The 17,632-nt window shown below is 31.9% G+C and carries 13 protein-coding genes and 1 riboswitch; of the genes, 11 read left to right on the forward strand and 2 right to left on the reverse strand.

Annotated elements, in window-relative coordinates:
• Positions 1-121 precede the first annotated feature (121 nt).
• Both DP68_RS11815 and serA read right to left on the reverse strand, forming a co-directional pair.
• Positions 122-922, reverse strand: a complete 801-nt coding sequence (locus DP68_RS11815) for a sugar phosphate isomerase/epimerase family protein (RefSeq protein WP_291548854.1) — start codon at positions 920-922, stop codon at positions 122-124.
• 72 nt (positions 923-994) lie between these two features.
• Positions 995-2,596 (reverse strand): phosphoglycerate dehydrogenase, encoded by a 1,602-nt coding sequence (gene serA, locus DP68_RS11820; protein WP_035309758.1) that lies wholly within the window; start codon positions 2,594-2,596, stop codon positions 995-997.
• 229 nt (positions 2,597-2,825) lie between these two features.
• Between serA and DP68_RS11825 the strand changes: the two genes are divergently transcribed.
• The 11 genes from DP68_RS11825 (at position 2,826) to purD (ending at position 17,590) form a co-directional block, all read left to right on the forward strand.
• Entirely contained in the window at positions 2,826-4,628 is a 1,803-nt protein-coding gene (locus tag DP68_RS11825; protein WP_035309760.1) for a DUF2207 domain-containing protein, read from the forward strand.
• A 98-nt stretch (positions 4,629-4,726) separates the two neighbouring features.
• Complete coding sequence (locus tag DP68_RS11830; RefSeq protein ID WP_035309762.1) at positions 4,727-5,461, forward strand: DUF1361 domain-containing protein; 735 nt, start codon at positions 4,727-4,729, stop codon at positions 5,459-5,461.
• A 198-nt stretch (positions 5,462-5,659) separates the two neighbouring features.
• Complete coding sequence (gene cas6 / locus DP68_RS11835; RefSeq protein ID WP_035309763.1) at positions 5,660-6,406, forward strand: CRISPR-associated endoribonuclease Cas6; 747 nt, start codon at positions 5,660-5,662, stop codon at positions 6,404-6,406.
• 200 nt (positions 6,407-6,606) lie between these two features.
• A riboswitch (purine riboswitch) is annotated at positions 6,607-6,708 on the forward strand.
• Positions 6,709-6,814: 106 nt separating this feature from the next.
• Complete coding sequence (locus DP68_RS11840) at positions 6,815-10,558, forward strand: phosphoribosylformylglycinamidine synthase (RefSeq protein ID WP_035309764.1); 3,744 nt, start codon at positions 6,815-6,817, stop codon at positions 10,556-10,558.
• Between the two features lie 19 nt (positions 10,559-10,577).
• A complete protein-coding gene (gene purE / locus DP68_RS11845) occupies positions 10,578-11,057 on the forward strand; it encodes a 5-(carboxyamino)imidazole ribonucleotide mutase (protein ID WP_035309767.1) in 480 nt (159 codons plus the stop codon).
• Positions 11,057-11,767 carry a phosphoribosylaminoimidazolesuccinocarboxamide synthase gene (purC, locus tag DP68_RS11850; protein ID WP_035309770.1) on the forward strand — a complete coding sequence of 237 codons (711 nt, stop codon included), beginning with the start codon at positions 11,057-11,059 and terminating at the stop codon, positions 11,765-11,767. The genes purE and purC overlap by 1 nt, the downstream gene beginning before the upstream one ends.
• Positions 11,768-11,774: 7 nt before the next feature.
• Complete coding sequence (gene purF / locus DP68_RS11855; protein WP_035310006.1) at positions 11,775-13,181, forward strand: amidophosphoribosyltransferase; 1,407 nt, start codon at positions 11,775-11,777, stop codon at positions 13,179-13,181.
• Positions 13,182-13,201: 20 nt separating this feature from the next.
• Complete coding sequence (gene purM, locus DP68_RS11860; protein ID WP_035309771.1) at positions 13,202-14,200, forward strand: phosphoribosylformylglycinamidine cyclo-ligase; 999 nt, start codon at positions 13,202-13,204, stop codon at positions 14,198-14,200.
• On the forward strand, positions 14,188-14,796 hold the full coding sequence (purN, locus tag DP68_RS11865) for a phosphoribosylglycinamide formyltransferase (RefSeq protein ID WP_035309772.1): 609 nt from the start codon (positions 14,188-14,190) through the stop codon (positions 14,794-14,796). The genes purM and purN overlap by 13 nt, the downstream gene beginning before the upstream one ends.
• Positions 14,797-14,816: 20 nt before the next feature.
• Entirely contained in the window at positions 14,817-16,319 is a 1,503-nt protein-coding gene (purH, locus tag DP68_RS11870) for a bifunctional phosphoribosylaminoimidazolecarboxamide formyltransferase/IMP cyclohydrolase (RefSeq protein ID WP_035309774.1), read from the forward strand.
• A gap of 23 nt (positions 16,320-16,342) precedes the next feature.
• On the forward strand, positions 16,343-17,590 hold the full coding sequence (gene purD / locus DP68_RS11875) for a phosphoribosylamine--glycine ligase (RefSeq protein ID WP_035309776.1): 1,248 nt from the start codon (positions 16,343-16,345) through the stop codon (positions 17,588-17,590).
• The last annotated feature ends 42 nt before the right edge of the window (positions 17,591-17,632 follow it).

The raw sequence follows: 17,632 nt of genomic DNA on the forward strand, positions 1-17,632 counted from the left end.
GGGGTTTTTCAACAATCTGAAAAATCCAAACTTGTATTTACAAGTTTGGATTTTTTTAAAATCAGCACATAACTCCTGGTCACTAGCCACACTGGTTACTCATGTTCCTAGCACATTTAGACTAATTTTCTAATACCTTGGAGAGAGCTTTAAGGCTTTCAGCGGCCTTCTCTCTTGGCCTTACTTCAACTATATAAACTATAGGTTTATCTTTCATAAGGTTAAAGTGCCAGTTAAAATCAATAAGACCTGTACCTGGAACTTGATGATCGCTTTTGCCATTATTATCATGAATATGGCAAGTACGGATTTTATCTATATTTTTAATGAAGAATTGAATTTCCTCATACTTATTTTCAAGGGAATGACCTATATCCCAAGTTAGGTATAAGTTATCACTGTCTAAAAGTTCTTGAACAGTTTCTTGAACAACCTTCTTTGGGAATCTACCAGAGTTTTCTACGCAGATTTTAATTTTGTCTTCAGCAAAATCTATAATTTCTTTTAAGTTACTTTTTAAGATCTTTTTATATTCATTTTCATAAGACTCTTCCATGTAACTTTTTCTATCTATTAGAGTAAAGCATACAGAAGGTCCTACGTGTAAAGTTAAATTCTTTGCTCCAATATCTATTCCAAATTGAATTATGGTCTTAAATCGACTTATTACTGCCTGTGTTATATCTTCTTGAAGCTGAAGCAGTGAAATATCCTCAGGAGCGTGTAATGTTAAAACTATACCTTTGTGTGAAGTATAATTTTTAATGTTAAGTCTGTCCTCTTTAGAATAATTTTCAGGAAAGAACATTGGAACATTCATGTTTATTTCTACTGCATTAAAGCCACTTGAAATTGCAAAATCAATGGTATCATATATGCTTTTTTCTCCTAAGCAAGCTGCGTAACCTATAGGGTTCAACAAGTTATATCACCTCTCTAAAAAATATGAAGGAGCTTTGTTTATTCAAAACTCCAACAAAATTATTAACTAATATTATAGATTTATGTTTTTGGCCCATATTATATCAGGAATGTTTTCAAGTTCCGTTAAGGCATCTTTAGCTATTCTTTCATCTATTGTAAGTATCATAAGGGCCTTGTCGCCTTTAAGCTTTCTTCCTACCTGCATAGTAGCTACATTTATATCTTGATCTCCAATAAAGGTTCCAACTTGGCCGATTACTCCTGGTACATCCTTATTTTGTATAAACAACATATGTTCTGTAGGTTTTACATCTACTTCATAACCAGCAATTTCAACTAACTTGCCCTCTCCCTTAGTTGAAATTGTACCTGCAAGGGTAAAAGTGAATCCTCTATTGCTTCTAATTTCTACAGTAATTAAATTTGAATATCCATCATAAGCTTCAGATGTATTATTAACATTAACTGCAATTCCACTATCATTAGCTTTTACTCTTGAATTTATATAGTTAACCTTATCCTTCATAACAGGCTCTAAAAGTCCCTTTAAAAAGGCTATAGTTACAATTTCAGTATCTTGAACTCCTATTTCTCCACGATAGTTTATTTCCACTAGTTCAATAGGAGCTTTATGAAGCTGATAGTATATTTTACCTAGGTTTTCCATTAAATCTATATAAGGAGTTATTTCCTTTAACTCATCTCTGTGTATAACAGGAAGATTTACTGCGTTAGGAACAATTCCGCCCTTAAGTCCGTTGATAACCTGCTCAGCTATAGTCATTCCAACATTTTGCTGTGCTTCTACAGTAGTTGCTCCAATATGAGGAGTTACAACTACATTATCAAATTGATAAAGAGGAGAACTGTATCTAGGTTCTTTGTCATGTACATCTAACCCAACACTTGCAATTTTGCCGCTTTCAAGTCCCATAAGAAGTGCCTTTTCATCCATGAGCTTTCCTCTAGCTGCATTTACAAGTCTAACTCCATCCTTCATTATTCCTAGTTCTCTTTCGCCAATCATACCAATAGTTTCTTCTGTACGTGGAGTATGTATTGTTACATAGTCAGATTGCATTAAAAGCTCATCTAAGGTTTCCATTCTTGTTGCATTATATCTTTTAAATCTTTCCTCAGAAATATAAGGATCATATGCAACTATATTCATGCCAAATGCATGCATACGAGTAGCAACTAAAGCTCCAATTCTTCCAAGACCTATTATACCAAGAGTTTTGCTATATAGCTCATTTCCCATAAAGCTATCTCTGTCCCAATTGCCTTCTTTTAAAAACTTATCAGCACTGCATACATTTCTGCTTTGAGCAAGTAAAAGTGCTATAGCAAGTTCACAAGCTGAGATACTATTACTATCTGGAGTGTTTGCTACAATTATTCCGCGTTTTGTAGCTTCTGGTATGTCTATATTATCAACTCCATTACCAGCTCTTCCTACAATTTTAAGGTTAATAGCTTTATCCATAAGTTCGCTATCAACTTTAGTATCACTTCTTATCATAAGAGCATGATAATTTCCAATTATATTTAAAAGATCCTCTCTTTCAATGCCGATCTTTATATCTAATTGAAAATCTTTCTCTTTCTTTAAAAGCTCAAGCCCCATTGGATCAATATTATCTACAACTAGTATCTTTTTAATGTCGTTCATTTAAATTGCCCCCTCTTCTTATATAATATTAAATAAATAATCAATAAATTCAAATGAAAGTATATTTTTAAAATTATATTATATACATTGGTAAAACACAAGTCTTTGTACTAAATAAAATTTATTAAATAAGTTAAGTTTTTTTAATTATAATAAAATAAGTTAAGCTTATATAGATTTCATAACTCAACTGATATAAAATAAAGTTATTAGTAAAAGGAGGTAAATTATGAGAGATTTTAAAAAATATCAACTAAGTTTTTGTTTGTTTATAATATTAATTGCTTTAATCTTTGGGAAAAGTACTGTACTGGCAGAGGAAAAAATAGTCATTTCTAATTGGAATGTAAATTCTAATGTGATGGAAGATGGTTCCCTAAACATGAATGAATATATTACATTTAAGTTTAATGATAAATTTAATGGCGTATATAGAAGTATAGTACTTACAGGAACAGAAGGAATAAGTAACTTGAAAATATATGAAAAAACTCCTTATAAGGATATAGAGTATAAAAAAGTTGATAAGGCATCTAAAGGAGATAAGGGTGTATATACTGTTGACATTAAGAAAGATACAGCTGAAATAAAGATATTTTCTCCTTCGAAGTCTAAGGAACAAAAAACTTTTAATTTAGTTTATATGATGTCAAAGGCTTCTACTAGATATAATGACACAGCAGAACTTTATTATAGTTTTTTGGGCAAAGAAAATGAGACTTCTATAGAAAACTTTAATGTTAACATAGGATTTTTATATAATTTTGATAAGGATAAGGTTAAGATATTTGCACATGGCCCTTTAAACGGGACTGTAAAGTTTATAAATAACAATACAGTAAATTTAAATGTTAAAGATGTGCCTAAAAAAACCTTGGTAAGTGGAAGGATTTTATTTCCAAAAGAGTTTTTAGATAAGAATTTATATCCTAAGGCTAAAAGTGAAGATAGCTTCAAGAAAATTTTACAAGAAGAATTAAAGTCTGCAGAAAATATAAAAAAGAAACTAGAAAGAAAAAGTACTTTTAAAAATACCTTTAATAATATATCAATAATACTTTCAATATCTATATTAGCTGTTTTAGCCTATATATTTAACAAATTAAAGAGAAATAAAGTAAATCTATCAGATGAATATAATATTCGTCCTAAAATTTCTACTCCAGGCATGCTTAGTATATTTTACTATAACACTTTAGACTTTAAAAGCATACTTGCAACTCTCTTAGATTTAAATAAAAAGGGGTATATAGAAGTTAATGAAATAGGAGAAGTAGATAAAGAGACAGTAGATGAAGAGACAAAGGATTATTTAATGCAAAGAATAAAAGAAAATACTGAGGAATTAGAAGAACATGAAACTTTTTTTATGAATTGGATATTTGGGGAAGTATCAGATAATAACTGCATAACCACAAAAAAGTTAAAAGAATATGCAGAGGAACATAAAAAAGAGTTTGCAGAACGATTGGAAAAATGGGAAAATATAGTAAAGGGTGAATTTGATGAAAATAACTATATAGATAAAAGAGGGAAAAAATATGGAATGCCATTAATGATTACTTCATTTATATTCTTAGGAGTAAGCATAGCTGCATTAGTAAATGAATCTATGATTGGAGTGCTTTTAATGATAATTTCAATTATTAGTTTAATAACGGGGATAACCTTATTTTATCGCAAAAGTGACATCGGATACGAAGAATATACTAAATGGCAGCGATTGTTTAAAAGAGTTAAGAAAAGGGATGAAGCAGGAGATATATATTTGTTTGAAAACTATTTACCTTATTTCATAGTAATGGGTTTAAATCATAAACATGTGGAAAACTTCAAAATTAGAACTGGAGGAACTTCATATAATACAGGATTTTTTGCATGGTATTATTTAGCTAACAGCACCTCAGGAAATAGCTTTAACAGCTCTTTAAACTCAGCACTTCAAAGCACAGTACCATCAACTGGAGCAGGAGGAGGATTTTCATCAGGAGGAGGCGGTGCTTCAGGAGGTGGAGGAGCTGGAGGGTTTTAAAAGATAGGTGTTTAATATTGAAGATTATAGAAAAAATTTATTTTATAACTAATATAAATTATTTTCATAAAAATATTAAATTTGGGGAGTTACTTTAAATGAAGAAAGTAAAAAAAGCAAAGGACACCTGGGGAAAATTAAGAAATGGATTCATGATAATAAATCTTATGTATTTTATGTGGCTTATAGGAAAAGGGAGATTTAAAGAGTTTTATATGATATGGAATATAATACTTTGCTGGATACCCTTTGAATTATCTTTATTTTTTCTTAGGAATAACTCAAGGAAAAAAGGGTCATCTAAGTTTTTACTGATTTCGTGTGCAGTACTTTGGGTATTATTTTTGCCTAATTGCTTTTATATAATTACAGACTTTATTCATATAAGTGGGAATTCCTATATGGTTATAAATCCTAACTATAAGCCCTATACAACAGCCAATGAAAGCATGTACTTTTTTAGTGATAATATAACAATATGGTATGATTTTTTATCTATATCATTAGGAGTTTTTATAGGACTAAGCCTCGGTGTATTATCTCTTTATATAATTCAAAATCTTATTGAGAAAAAATATAACAAAGTATTTTCCTGGATAACCGTTATAGCTATAAGTTTTACAAGCGGATATGCCATATATTTAGGAAGATTCTTAAGATGGAATAGTTGGGATTTAATATTAAATCCTATAAATATAATAAACATGTTTATTCATCACATAAATACTAAATCCTTAAAATTTGCAATGATTTTTGGTACATTAAACTTTGTAGTATATATTTTGGTTTATATACTTATAAGCGTTTCTAAATATATTTCTAATGAAAGTTAATATTTTTTTAAATTTTATGCACATTTTTAAAGTTAGTGAATACAATTAAACAGGTGGAAAAAAACTACCTGTTTTTTTAGTTGTTTTTTAATAAAATCAAAAAATATTATATTATAAGGAGGAAAAATTTTACATGCGTCGAATACATTATATGGAAAAGGACGCAAGAAAATTTATGGCACAAAGGGGATATGGAGAATGAGAGCAAATATTGAGATGAGTTTTAACAACGAACTAACAGTACCAATTGATTACAACTATATTTTGCACGAAATGATATTAAATTGTATGGGTAAAGAGGGATATGAAACTTTAATTCATGATAAGAGGTATGAGTATAAAAATAGGAGTTATAAGCTTTTTACCTTTTCAAAGCTTTTTGGAAAGTTTGAGATGGACAAAGAAAATAGCACTATAACATATTTTGATAGAGCAAATTTTACGGTATCTAGTCCAGATTATACATTTTTAAACTATCTTATAAATAGAGTTTTAAAAAATCCAAATTTTAAAATAGGATGGAATGATATAAAAATAAAGAAAATAGAAAACTCTCATGCTCAGCTTGGAAGTTCTGAAGTGATATATACAAAATCACCTATAGTTGCATATAAAACATTAGAGAATGACAAAAGAAGGAAAACTTTATACTATAGTCCATTTGAAGATGAATTTCAAGAAATATTAAAAGAAAATCTGGTGAATAAATATAAAGCAATTTATGGATGTAAGCCTGAGCGTAATGATTTTAAAATAAATGTATTAGATACTAAAAAACCTAAGTCTAGTTCTATTAATTATCAAGGTCACATAATAAAGGGATGGAATGGAGAATTTTTATTAGAAGGTTCTCAAGAACTCTTACAAATTGCTTACGACACAGGATTAGGATTGAAAAATTCACAAGGCTTCGGATGTATAGAAGTAAAGGAAATAATAGGTTAATAATAGAATAAAAAGTTTATGATTTAAGGTCTTACATTTTTAATTAGATGTATGACCTTAATATTTTTGGTTAATTCACCACTGTATCACGAACAATAAAATATAAAATAAATAAAATATCTAGAATAATACGAATGATTGTGTAAAAAAATAATAAAATGTATTGAAAAAAAGTTTATTAAGTGTTACTATAAATACAAGATAATTAAATATTTATTACCCATATAATCTCGATAATAAGGTTCGAGAGTTTCTACTAGAAGACCGTAAATTTTCAGGCTATGGGTAAGTCCAGATTTTTAACTGCATTTTATGTAGTGTATTTGGCATCTTTAAAAATCTATCTTGGGCTTACCTAAAGGCTTGGGGTGGATTATTTTTTTAAATAAAAATAAGGAGAAGTCAAATATGAAAAATAATGTTATAAGACTTTATGTAGAGAAAAAGCCTGGTTTTGATGTTGAGGCAAAACATTTGTTAAGTGATTTAAGAGATAATCTCGGAATCACTGGAGTTAGAGAATTAAGACTTGTAAATAGATATGATATAGATGGTATTTTAAAAAGTACGTATGAAAAAGCAAAGGATTTAATATTCTCAGAGAAAACTGTTGATAAAATTTATGAGGAAGAATTACCAGTTAAAGAAAGCAATAAGATTTTTGCAATGGAATATTTGCCTGGGCAATATGATCAAAGATCAGATTCAGCTTGTCAATGTATACAAATCTTAACGGAGGGGGAAGTAGCAGAAGTAGCTTCAGCAAAAGTCATAGTATTAGATGGAGAAATAAGTGAAGAAGACTTTATTAAGATAAAAAGCTATTGTATAAACCCTGTAGATTCTAGAGAATCCTCCCTTGAAAAACCAAAGGAGATCTACAATGAAACTAAAAATCCAGAGGATGTAATAATTTTAGAAGGTTTTATAGATTATGACGAAGAACAATTAACTGCATTTTTAAATAAGTTAAATTTAGCTATGAGCTTTGAAGATTTATGTTTTTGTAGGGATTACTTTAAAGAAACTGAAAAAAGAAATCCAACATTAACTGAACTTAAAGTTATTGATACTTATTGGTCAGATCACTGCAGACATACAACTTTTATGACATCTATAGAAGATATACAGATAGAAAAGGGAATCTTTAATGAACCTATTCTAAAATCTTATCAGGACTACTTAAAAGCTAGAGAATATGTTTATGAAGATAATAAGAGAGATGTGTGTCTTATGGATATAGCTGTTATAGCTATGAAAGAGCTTAGAAAAAAAGGCCTTTTAGAGGATTTAGATGTATCAGATGAAATCAATGCTTGCAGCATAGAAATTGATGTGGATGTGAATGGTAATGATGAAAAGTGGTTGTTGATGTTTAAAAATGAGACACACAATCACCCTACTGAAATAGAACCTTTTGGTGGAGCAGCTACTTGTCTTGGAGGAGCTATAAGAGATCCACTATCTGGAAGAGCATATGTTTATCAAGCTATGAGAGTCACAGGAAGTGGGGATCCTAGAACGAAGGTTTCTGACACTCTTTCAGGAAAAATTCCTCAAAGAAAGATAACAATAGGTGCAGCTCAAGGTTACAGCTCTTATGGAAATCAAATTGGACTTGCTACGGGACAAGTTTCTGAATTATACGATGAAGGCTTTATAGCTAAAAGAATGGAAGTAGGGGCAGTAATAGCTGCTGCACCAAAGGAAAATGTAGTAAGAGAAGAACCTAAGCGCGGGGACATAGTAGTTTTAATTGGTGGAAGAACAGGAAGAGATGGCTTAGGTGGTGCGACAGGTTCTTCAAAGGAGCATGATGAAGAATCAATTTTGAATTGCGGTGCTGAGGTACAAAAGGGAAATGCAGTAACTGAGAGAAAAATACAAAGATTATTTAGAAATCCTGAAGTAAGTAAGATGATTAAAAGATGTAATGACTTTGGAGCTGGGGGAGTTTCAGTAGCTATAGGAGAGCTTACAGACGGACTTGATATAAATTTAGATTTAGTTCCTAAAAAGTATGAGGGACTAGATGGAACAGAGCTTGCTATATCAGAATCACAGGAACGTATGGCTGTGGTTGTAGCTAAAGAAAATGTAGAAAAGCTTATAAATTTAGCCCTAGATGAAAATGTTGAAGCTACAGTTGTTGCTGAAGTAACAGATAGCAGAAGACTTAAAATGACATGGAGAGGAAAAGACATTGTAAATATAAGCAGAGACTTCTTAAATACCAATGGAGTTAAGCAAGTTATAAAGGCAGTTATAAAAGCTCCTTCCTTAGATGGAAATTATTTTGAGAAGGCAGAAGAAACTGTAAAAGAATTAAGTATTAAGCAAGCTTGGCTTTCTAATTTGCAGAAGCTTAATGTATGTTCTCAAAAGGGAATGGCCGGAAGATTTGACAGCACTATAGGAACAGGCACAGTTGTTATGCCTTTTGGTGGAAGATATCAGGCAACACCTGCAGAAGGTATGGTAGCAAAAATACCAGTGCTACATGGAGAAACAAGTACAGTTTCAATGATGACCTATGGATATAATCCTGAAATAGGAAAATGGAGCCCATATCATGGAGCTATATACTCGATTGTTGAAGCTGTAACTAAAATGGTATCTATGGGTGGAGATTACTCAAAGATAAGATTATCCCTTCAAGAATATTTTGAAAAGCTTGGTAAGGAATCAGAAAAATGGGGGAAACCTTTAGCAGCACTTTTAGGTGCATTGCATGCACAAAGAGAATTTGCAATACCTGCAATTGGAGGTAAAGACAGTATGTCTGGAACATTTAAGGATTTAAGTGTACCTCCAACAGTAGTAGCGTTTGCAGTTGCAACAAATAAGGCAGAGAATATTGTATCTTCTGAATTTAAAAGAGCAAACAGCAAGGTAGTTCTAGTATCTGCTGTAAGAGATAATGAAGAAATTCCTGACTTTGAAGTTTTAAAGAAAAACTTTAATAAAATAACAGAACTTATAAATGCTAACAGAGTTTTATCAGCCTTCTCAGTAAGGGGCGGCGGAGTAGCAGAAGCTATTAGCAAAATGTGTTTTGGGAACAAAATAGGAATGACTTTTGATAAAGATATAGAAAGAAAAGAATTATTTAGTCCAGATTACGGCTCAATTATTCTAGAATTAAATGAAGTAGATGATTTAAAAGAAACTTTTGGTGAAGTTCAATATAAATTATTAGGATGCACAAATGATAAGGATGTAATTGAAGTTTGCGGTGAAAAAATTAACTTGGAAGAAGCTTATAAGACATATGAAAAGCCACTAGAAGCAGTGTTTCCTACAAAAGCTAAAGATCATAGTCAAGTAGTAGAAAATATAAGCTTTGATAAGAAAAATATAAAGACACCTGTAATCCATACAGCTAAGCCGAGAATATTTATCCCAGCATTTCCAGGTACAAACTGTGAGTATGACTCTCAAAGAGCATTTGAGAGAGCAGGGGGAGCAGTAGATAGCTTTATATTTAGGAATTTATCATCTAAAGCCATTGAAGAATCTATAGATGAAATGGTTAAGAAAATAAATAATTCACAAATTATTATGCTTCCAGGTGGATTTAGTGCAGGAGATGAACCAGATGGTTCAGGAAAGTTCATAGCTACTGTATTTAGAAATGAAAGAATAAAGAATGCAGTTATGGAACTTTTAAATAACAGAGATGGATTAATGCTTGGTATATGTAACGGCTTCCAGGCACTTATCAAACTTGGACTAGCACCTTATGGAGAAATAAGAGATTTAGATGAAACCAGTCCAACACTTACTTACAATAGCATAGGGAGACATATATCTTCTATGGTAAGCACAAAGGTAGTGTCAAAGCTTTCACCATGGCTAAGCAATGTAGAACTTGGTGACATCCACACTATACCAATATCTCATGGAGAAGGAAGATTTGTGTGCAGTGAAGAGGAAATAAAGACATTAATTGAAAATGGACAAATAGCTACTCAATATGTAGGAGATAATCCAAATGGTTCTTTCCATAGTGTAGAAGGTATAACAAGTCCAGATGGAAGAGTATTTGGTAAAATGGCTCACAGCGAAAGAGTTGGGGAATGGTTATACAAAAATATACCAGGAGATAAAGATCAGAAGTTATTTAAAGCAGGAGTGGACTATTTTAAGTAAGAATTAAGGAGGACTTGTAATGAAAGTTGCAATTATATTTGGAAGTAAATCAGATACGGATGTTATGAAGGGAGCAGCAACAGCATTAAAGGAATTTAATATTGATTATAAAGCATTTGTGCTTTCTGCTCATAGAGTACCAGAAAAACTTTTAGAGGTTTTAGAAAAGGCTGAAAAAGATGGCTGCGAGTGTATTATAGCAGGAGCAGGACTTGCTGCTCATTTGCCTGGAGTAATAGCTTCTCATACAACATTACCAGTCATAGGAGTACCAATTAATGCTGCTATTAATGGATTAGACTCCCTTTTATCCATAGTTCAGATGCCAAAATCCATACCAGTAGCTACCGTTGGAATAAATAATAGTTATAATGCTGGAATGCTTGCGGTACAGATGTTATCTCTTAAGTATCCAGATTTAAAAGAAACTTTAATAGAGTATAGAAAAACAATGAAAGAAAAATTTATAAATGAAAATAATGAAGGAGTGGAATTATAATGGAAAAATTAGAAATGATTTATGAAGGAAAAGCAAAAAAGGTATACAGCACAGAAGAAAATGACAAGGTTGTTATATATTATAAAGATGACGCAACAGCTTTTAATGGAGAGAAAAAAGGACAAATCGAAGATAAGGGCGTATTTAACAATACAATAACTTCTACAATTTTTAGTCTTCTTGAAAGTAAGGGAGTTAAGACTCACTTTATAAAAAAATTAAGCGATAGAGAACAGCTTTGCAAAAAGGTACAGATAATACCTCTTGAAGTTATAGTTAGAAATGTAGCAGCAGGAAGTATGGCAAAAAGACTAGGACTTGAAGAAGGTCTTAAGTTAAATACTACAGTTTTCGAGCTTAGCTATAAAAATGATGAATTAGGTGATCCATTAATAAACGATTATCATGCAGTAGCAATTGGAGCTACAACATTTGAAGAACTTCAAGCTATATATGTAATGACTTCAAACATTAATAACATATTAAAAGATTTCTTTATAAAACAAAACGTTAAGCTTATAGACTTTAAGCTTGAATTCGGAAAGACTAAGGATGGAGAAATAGTTCTTGCAGATGAAATCTCTCCAGATACTTGTAGATTCTGGGATGCAGAAACAAATGAAAAGCTTGATAAGGATAGATTTAGAAGAGATTTAGGAAATGTAAAAGAAGCATATACTGAAATGTTAAAAAGAATATGTGGAGAGTAGGGATATGATGATATTTGAAGATGAGGATAAGTTCAAAGAAGAATGTGGAGTATTTGGAATTTTTGCAAATGAAGACCTTGATGTATCCTCTATAACTTACTATGGACTGTATGCTCTCCAACATAGGGGGCAAGAAAGTGCAGGGATAGCTGTTTCAAATGGAAATCAAATACACTGCTACAAGGACATGGGACTTGTAGCAGATGTATTTAATCAAGAGGATTTAAGAAATATGAAGGGATCTATTGCAATAGGTCATGTTAGATATTCAACTACAGGTTCAAGTAATGTAAATAATGCTCAACCTATAGTAAGTAAATACAAGCTTGGAACAATTGCTATAGCTCATAATGGAAATCTAGTTAATGCTGATGTTATAAGAGAGCTATTGGAAGATGGAGGATGTATATTCCAGACATCTATAGATTCTGAAGTTATTTTAAGTCTTATAGCAAGGGGTGCAAAAAGAGGAATAGAAAGAGCTGTAGTGGATGCAATCCAAGCAGTTAAGGGCTCTTATGCTATAGTTCTTTTAACAGAAGATAAGCTAATTGGTGTAAGAGATCCAGCTGGTATAAGACCTCTTTGTATAGGAAAGATAAATGAAAATTATATACTTTGTTCTGAAAGCTGTGCATTAGATGCAGTTGGAGCAGAATTTGTTAGAGATGTAGCCCCTGGCGAAATAGTCATCATTGATAAAGAAGGTTTAAAATCCATAAGTTTTGGAGAAAGAATAAAGCCAGAAACCTGTGCTTTTGAGTATATATATTTTGCAAGACCTGACAGTGTTATAGATGGAATAAATGTGTATACTTCGAGAATAGAAGCAGGAAAGCAGCTTTTTAAAGAGCATCCTGTGGAAGCAGATATAGTTATAGGAGTTCCTGACTCAGGATTACAAGCTGCTATAGGTTATGCTAAAGCATCAGGAATACCTTATGATACAGGATTTATAAAGAATAAGTATGTAGGAAGAACTTTTATTTCTCCTTCCCAAGAACTTAGGGAAAGAGCTGTTGCTGTAAAGTTAAATCCTTTAAAGGTTAATGTGGCAGGAAAGAGAGTAGTACTTATTGATGATTCTATAGTTAGAGGAACTACTAGTAGAAAACTTGTAGATTCCTTGAAAAAGGCAGGGGCCACAGAGGTTCATTTTATAGCTGCTTCACCTGTAGTAAAGTATCCTTGCTATTTTGGAATAGATACACCTTATAGAAATGGATTAATTGGTGCTTGTAAAGAAATTGATAGTATAAGGGAAGAAATTGGTGCAGATAGCTTAGGATATTTAAGTATAGAAGGATTGCTTAAAGCATTGGGAGGAAAAAATAAGTTCTGTTTAGGATGCTTTAATGGAGTTTATCCAGTTGCAGCTCCAATGGAATCAGCAAAAGATCGTTTGGAAAAATAAATAGTCTTGGAGGATAGTAAATGATAACTTACAAGGATTCAGGAGTAAATATTGAAGAAGGTTACAAGTCAGTAAGTCTTATAAAGGAACATGCTAAAAAAACCTTTATTCCAGGGGTTATAAACAATATAGGAAGCTTTGCAGGAATGTTTGAGATAGGAAGTGGATACAAAAATCCTGTGCTTGTTTCAGGAACAGATGGAGTTGGCACAAAGCTTGAGATAGCCTTTAAGACAAAAAAATATGATACTGTAGGTATAGATTGTGTTGCCATGTCTGTTAATGATATTTTATGTCATGGAGCAAAACCTCTTTTCTTTTTAGATTATTTAGCTTGTGGAAAGCTTGAAGCAGAAGTTGCTGAGCAGTTTGTTAAAGGTGTTTCAGAGGGATGTATGGAAGCAGGATGTGCACTAATTGGCGGAGAAACAGCAGAAATGCCTGGCTTTTATAGAGATGGAGAATATGATATTGCAGGCTTTGGAGTAGGAATAGTTGATAAAGATAAAATTGTTGATGGAAGTAATATTAAACCAGGAGATACTCTTATAGGTATAGCATCCTCAGGAATACACAGTAATGGTTATTCTTTAGTTAGAAAACTAATAACAGATTTAAATGAGGACTTTAATGGAAAGAGTATGGGAGAAGTACTTTTAACTCCAACAAAAATATATGTAAAGCCAATTTTAAAACTTTTAGAAAGCTTTGAAATAAAAGGCATGGCTCATATTACTGGGGGAGGATTTTTTGAAAATATTCCTAGAATGTTTAAGGAAGATTTAACTGCAGTAATTGATAAAAATAGCTTTGAAGTTCCAGATATATTCAAACATTTAATGTCATTAGGTGTTAAAGAAGAGCATATGTTTAATACATTTAATATGGGGCTTGGTTTTATTCTTTGTATTAAGGAAGAAGATAAGGATAACATATTAAAGGCGTTAGAAGAACTAGGCGAAAGGGCATATCACATTGGTAATGTGGAGGCTGGAGGTGCAGGAGTTTGCTTAAAATAGCAGTACTAGTATCAGGAAGCGGAAGCAATCTTCAATCCATAATTGATAGCATTGAAGCTGAAGTATTAAAATGTACCATAGAAATGGTTATAAGTGATAGAGAAGGAATTTTTGGAATTGAAAGAGCAAAACAAAACGGTATACAAACTTGTGTACTGGATAAAAAGATATATGGAAAAGAAATTTCAAAAGAGATTCTTAGCTTAACTAAAAATAAAGTAGATTTAATTGTTTTAGCAGGATTTTTATCAATTTTAGATAGTGAATTAATATCTACTTTCAAAAATAAAATTATAAATATTCATCCTTCTCTAATACCATCTTTCTGCGGACCAAGGATGTATGGAATTAAGGTTCATGAAAGGGCAGTAGAATACGGAGTGAAATTTTCAGGATGTACAGTGCACTTTGTAGATGAAGGTACAGATACAGGAGCTATAATCCATCAGAGTGTAGTACCTGTTTATTCAGAAGATACTGCAGAGACACTTCAAAAAAGAATTTTAGTAGAAGAACATAAAGCCCTTCCGGAGGTTATTAGGCTTATAAGTGAAGGAAGAGTTAAGGTGGAAGGCAGGAAGGTAACCATAATTTAAATTTTAGGGGGGCTAAATTTATGTTAAAAAGAGCATTAATAAGCGTTTATGATAAAACCAATTTACTACCACTAGCAGAGTTTTTAATAAATAAAGATGTAGAAATATTATCTACAGGAGGAACCTATAAGTTTTTAAAGGAAAATGGAATAGCTGTTACAGAAGTCTCTGATGTAACAGGTTTTGAAGAAATTCTAGATGGAAGAGTTAAGACTCTTCACCCAATAATACATGCTGGAATACTTGCTATAAGAGATAATAATGAACATATGGAAATTATAAAAAAGAAGGAAATAACTCCTATTGACATGGTGGTGGTTAATCTTTATCCCTTCTTTAATAAAGTAGATGAGAATATATCCTTTGATGAAAAGGTTGAATTTATAGATATTGGCGGCCCTACAATGATAAGAGCAGCAGCTAAAAATTTTAAAGATGTTATTGTGCTTACAAATACAACAGATTATCAGGTAGTTATGGATGAACTTGAAGAAAATAATGAAGTAAAATTTGAAACTAGAAAGAAATTAGCTGGAAAAGTATTTAATCTTATGTCAGCTTATGATGCAGCTATTAGTAATTTCTTATTAGAAGAAGAAAGGTATCCAGAATATTTAACTGTTTCTTATAAAAAAGAAATAGATTTAAGATATGGAGAAAACCCTCATCAAAGCGCATCCTATTATACTCAAACTACAGGCAAGGGTGCTATGAAAAATTTTGTGCAGTTAAATGGAAAGGAGCTTTCCTACAATAACCTAAAGGATATGGATGTTGCTTGGAAAGTTGCTTGTGAATTTGATGAAACTGTATGCTGTGCATTAAAACATAATACTCCATGCGGCGTAGCACTAGGAAACACTGTTAAAGAAGCCTACTTAAAGGCCTATGAATGTGACGATGTGTCCATATTTGGGGGAATAGTTGCCTTCAATAAAAAAGTAGATAAAGAAACTGCAGAGGAGCTTGAAAAGATATTCTTAGAAATAGTTATAGCTCCAGATTTTGATGAAGAAGCTTTAGAGGTTCTTACTAAAAAGAAGAACTTAAGAGTTATAAAGGGAGAAGTTAAATCTGAAAATAAGTTTGAATTTGTATCTGTAGATGGAGGAATACTTGTACAGGAGAGAGATAATGACCTTATAGAAGATATACAATATGTAACAGAAAGTAAACCAAGTACAGATCAAATGACAGATTTAATCTTTGGAATGAAGGTTTGTAAATATGTAAAATCCAATGCTATTGTAGTAGTTAAAGATGGAATGGCAAAGGGAATTGCTGGAGGTCAAACTAATAGAATATGGGCAGCAGCACAAGCATTAGATAGAGCTGGTGATGGAGTAGTAATGGCTTCAGATGCATTCTTCCCATTTGGAGATGTAGTAGAAGAAGCGGCAAAATACAATATAAAAGCAATAATTCAGCCAGGTGGCTCAATAAGAGACAATGAATCTGTGGAAGCGTGTAATAAATATGGAATTTCAATGGTGTTTACAGGAATTAGACACTTTAAACACTAAAAAAGGGTTGGAGGTTAAGTGATATGAAGGTTTTACTAATAGGTTCTGGGGGCAGGGAGCATGCCATAGCTTGGAAGCTTGCGCAAAGCCCTTTGGTACATAAGATATACTGTGCTCCAGGCAATGGAGGAACTGCGTTAGAAAATAAATGTGAAAATATAAATATAACTAAAAATGAAGAACTTTTAAAGTTTTCTAAAGAAAATGATGTTAATATTACTATAGTAGGACCAGAAGCACCGCTAGTTGATGGAATAGTAGATATGTTTAAAGAAGCATCACTTAAAATTTTTGGCCCTTCAAAACATGCTGCAGCTCTTGAGGGAAGTAAAGCCTTTGCAAAGAATTTCATGAAAAAATATAACATTAAAACCGCAGCATATGAGGTTTTTGAAAATGCTTCAGACTCTATAAAGTATTTAGAAAGCTGTTCATACCCAATAGTTATAAAGGCTGATGGCTTAGCAGCAGGAAAAGGCGTTGCTATTTGTCAAAACTTTCAGGAAGCAAATGGATGTATTGAAAGCTTTATGATTGATGACGTATTTAATGGAGCGGGAAGCAAAGTTGTTATAGAAGAGTTCTTAGAAGGCGTAGAGGCTTCCATACTTGCAATAACAGATGGAGAAACCATGATTCCGTTTTTATCAGCAAAGGATCATAAGACTATTTATGAAGATAACAAAGGTCCTAATACAGGTGGTATGGGGGTAATCAGTCCTAATCCTTATTGTACAAATGAAGTTTTAGAAAGCTTTATAGAGAATATAATGAATCCAACTTTAAAAGGATTTTCAGAGGAAAATATGGATTACGTTGGAATTGTATTCTTTGGTATTATGATAACTAAAAAAGGGGTATATCTTCTAGAATACAATGTGAGAATGGGAGATCCAGAAACAGAAGCTGTACTTCCACTAATGGAAAGTGATTTTATGGAATTGATTATGTGTGCTTTAAATAAAAGCCTTAACAATTATAAAATAACATGGAAAGATAAGCATTCGTGTTGTGTAGTTGCAGCTTCAGGAGGATATCCAGGTAAATATGAAACAGGTCTTGAAATAAATGGAGTTAACGATACAGAAGATAAGGTGTTTATTGCTGGAGCAAAATTTGAAGAAAGTGCTCTTTTAACTTCTGGGGGCAGGGTATTATGTGTCACTGCTTTGGGGGATACCTTAGAAGAAGCTAGAAGCAATACCTATAATGAAATTAAAAAAGTTAATTTTGAAGGAATGTATTATAGAAAAGATATAGGAAAAATTTAGAGTGCCACCCACATGGCAAGTGGCAAGTTTAAATGAATAATA

The organism is Clostridium sp. HMP27, from assembly GCF_000765165.1.
Lineage (GTDB): Bacteria > Bacillota > Clostridia > Clostridiales > Clostridiaceae > Clostridium_AK.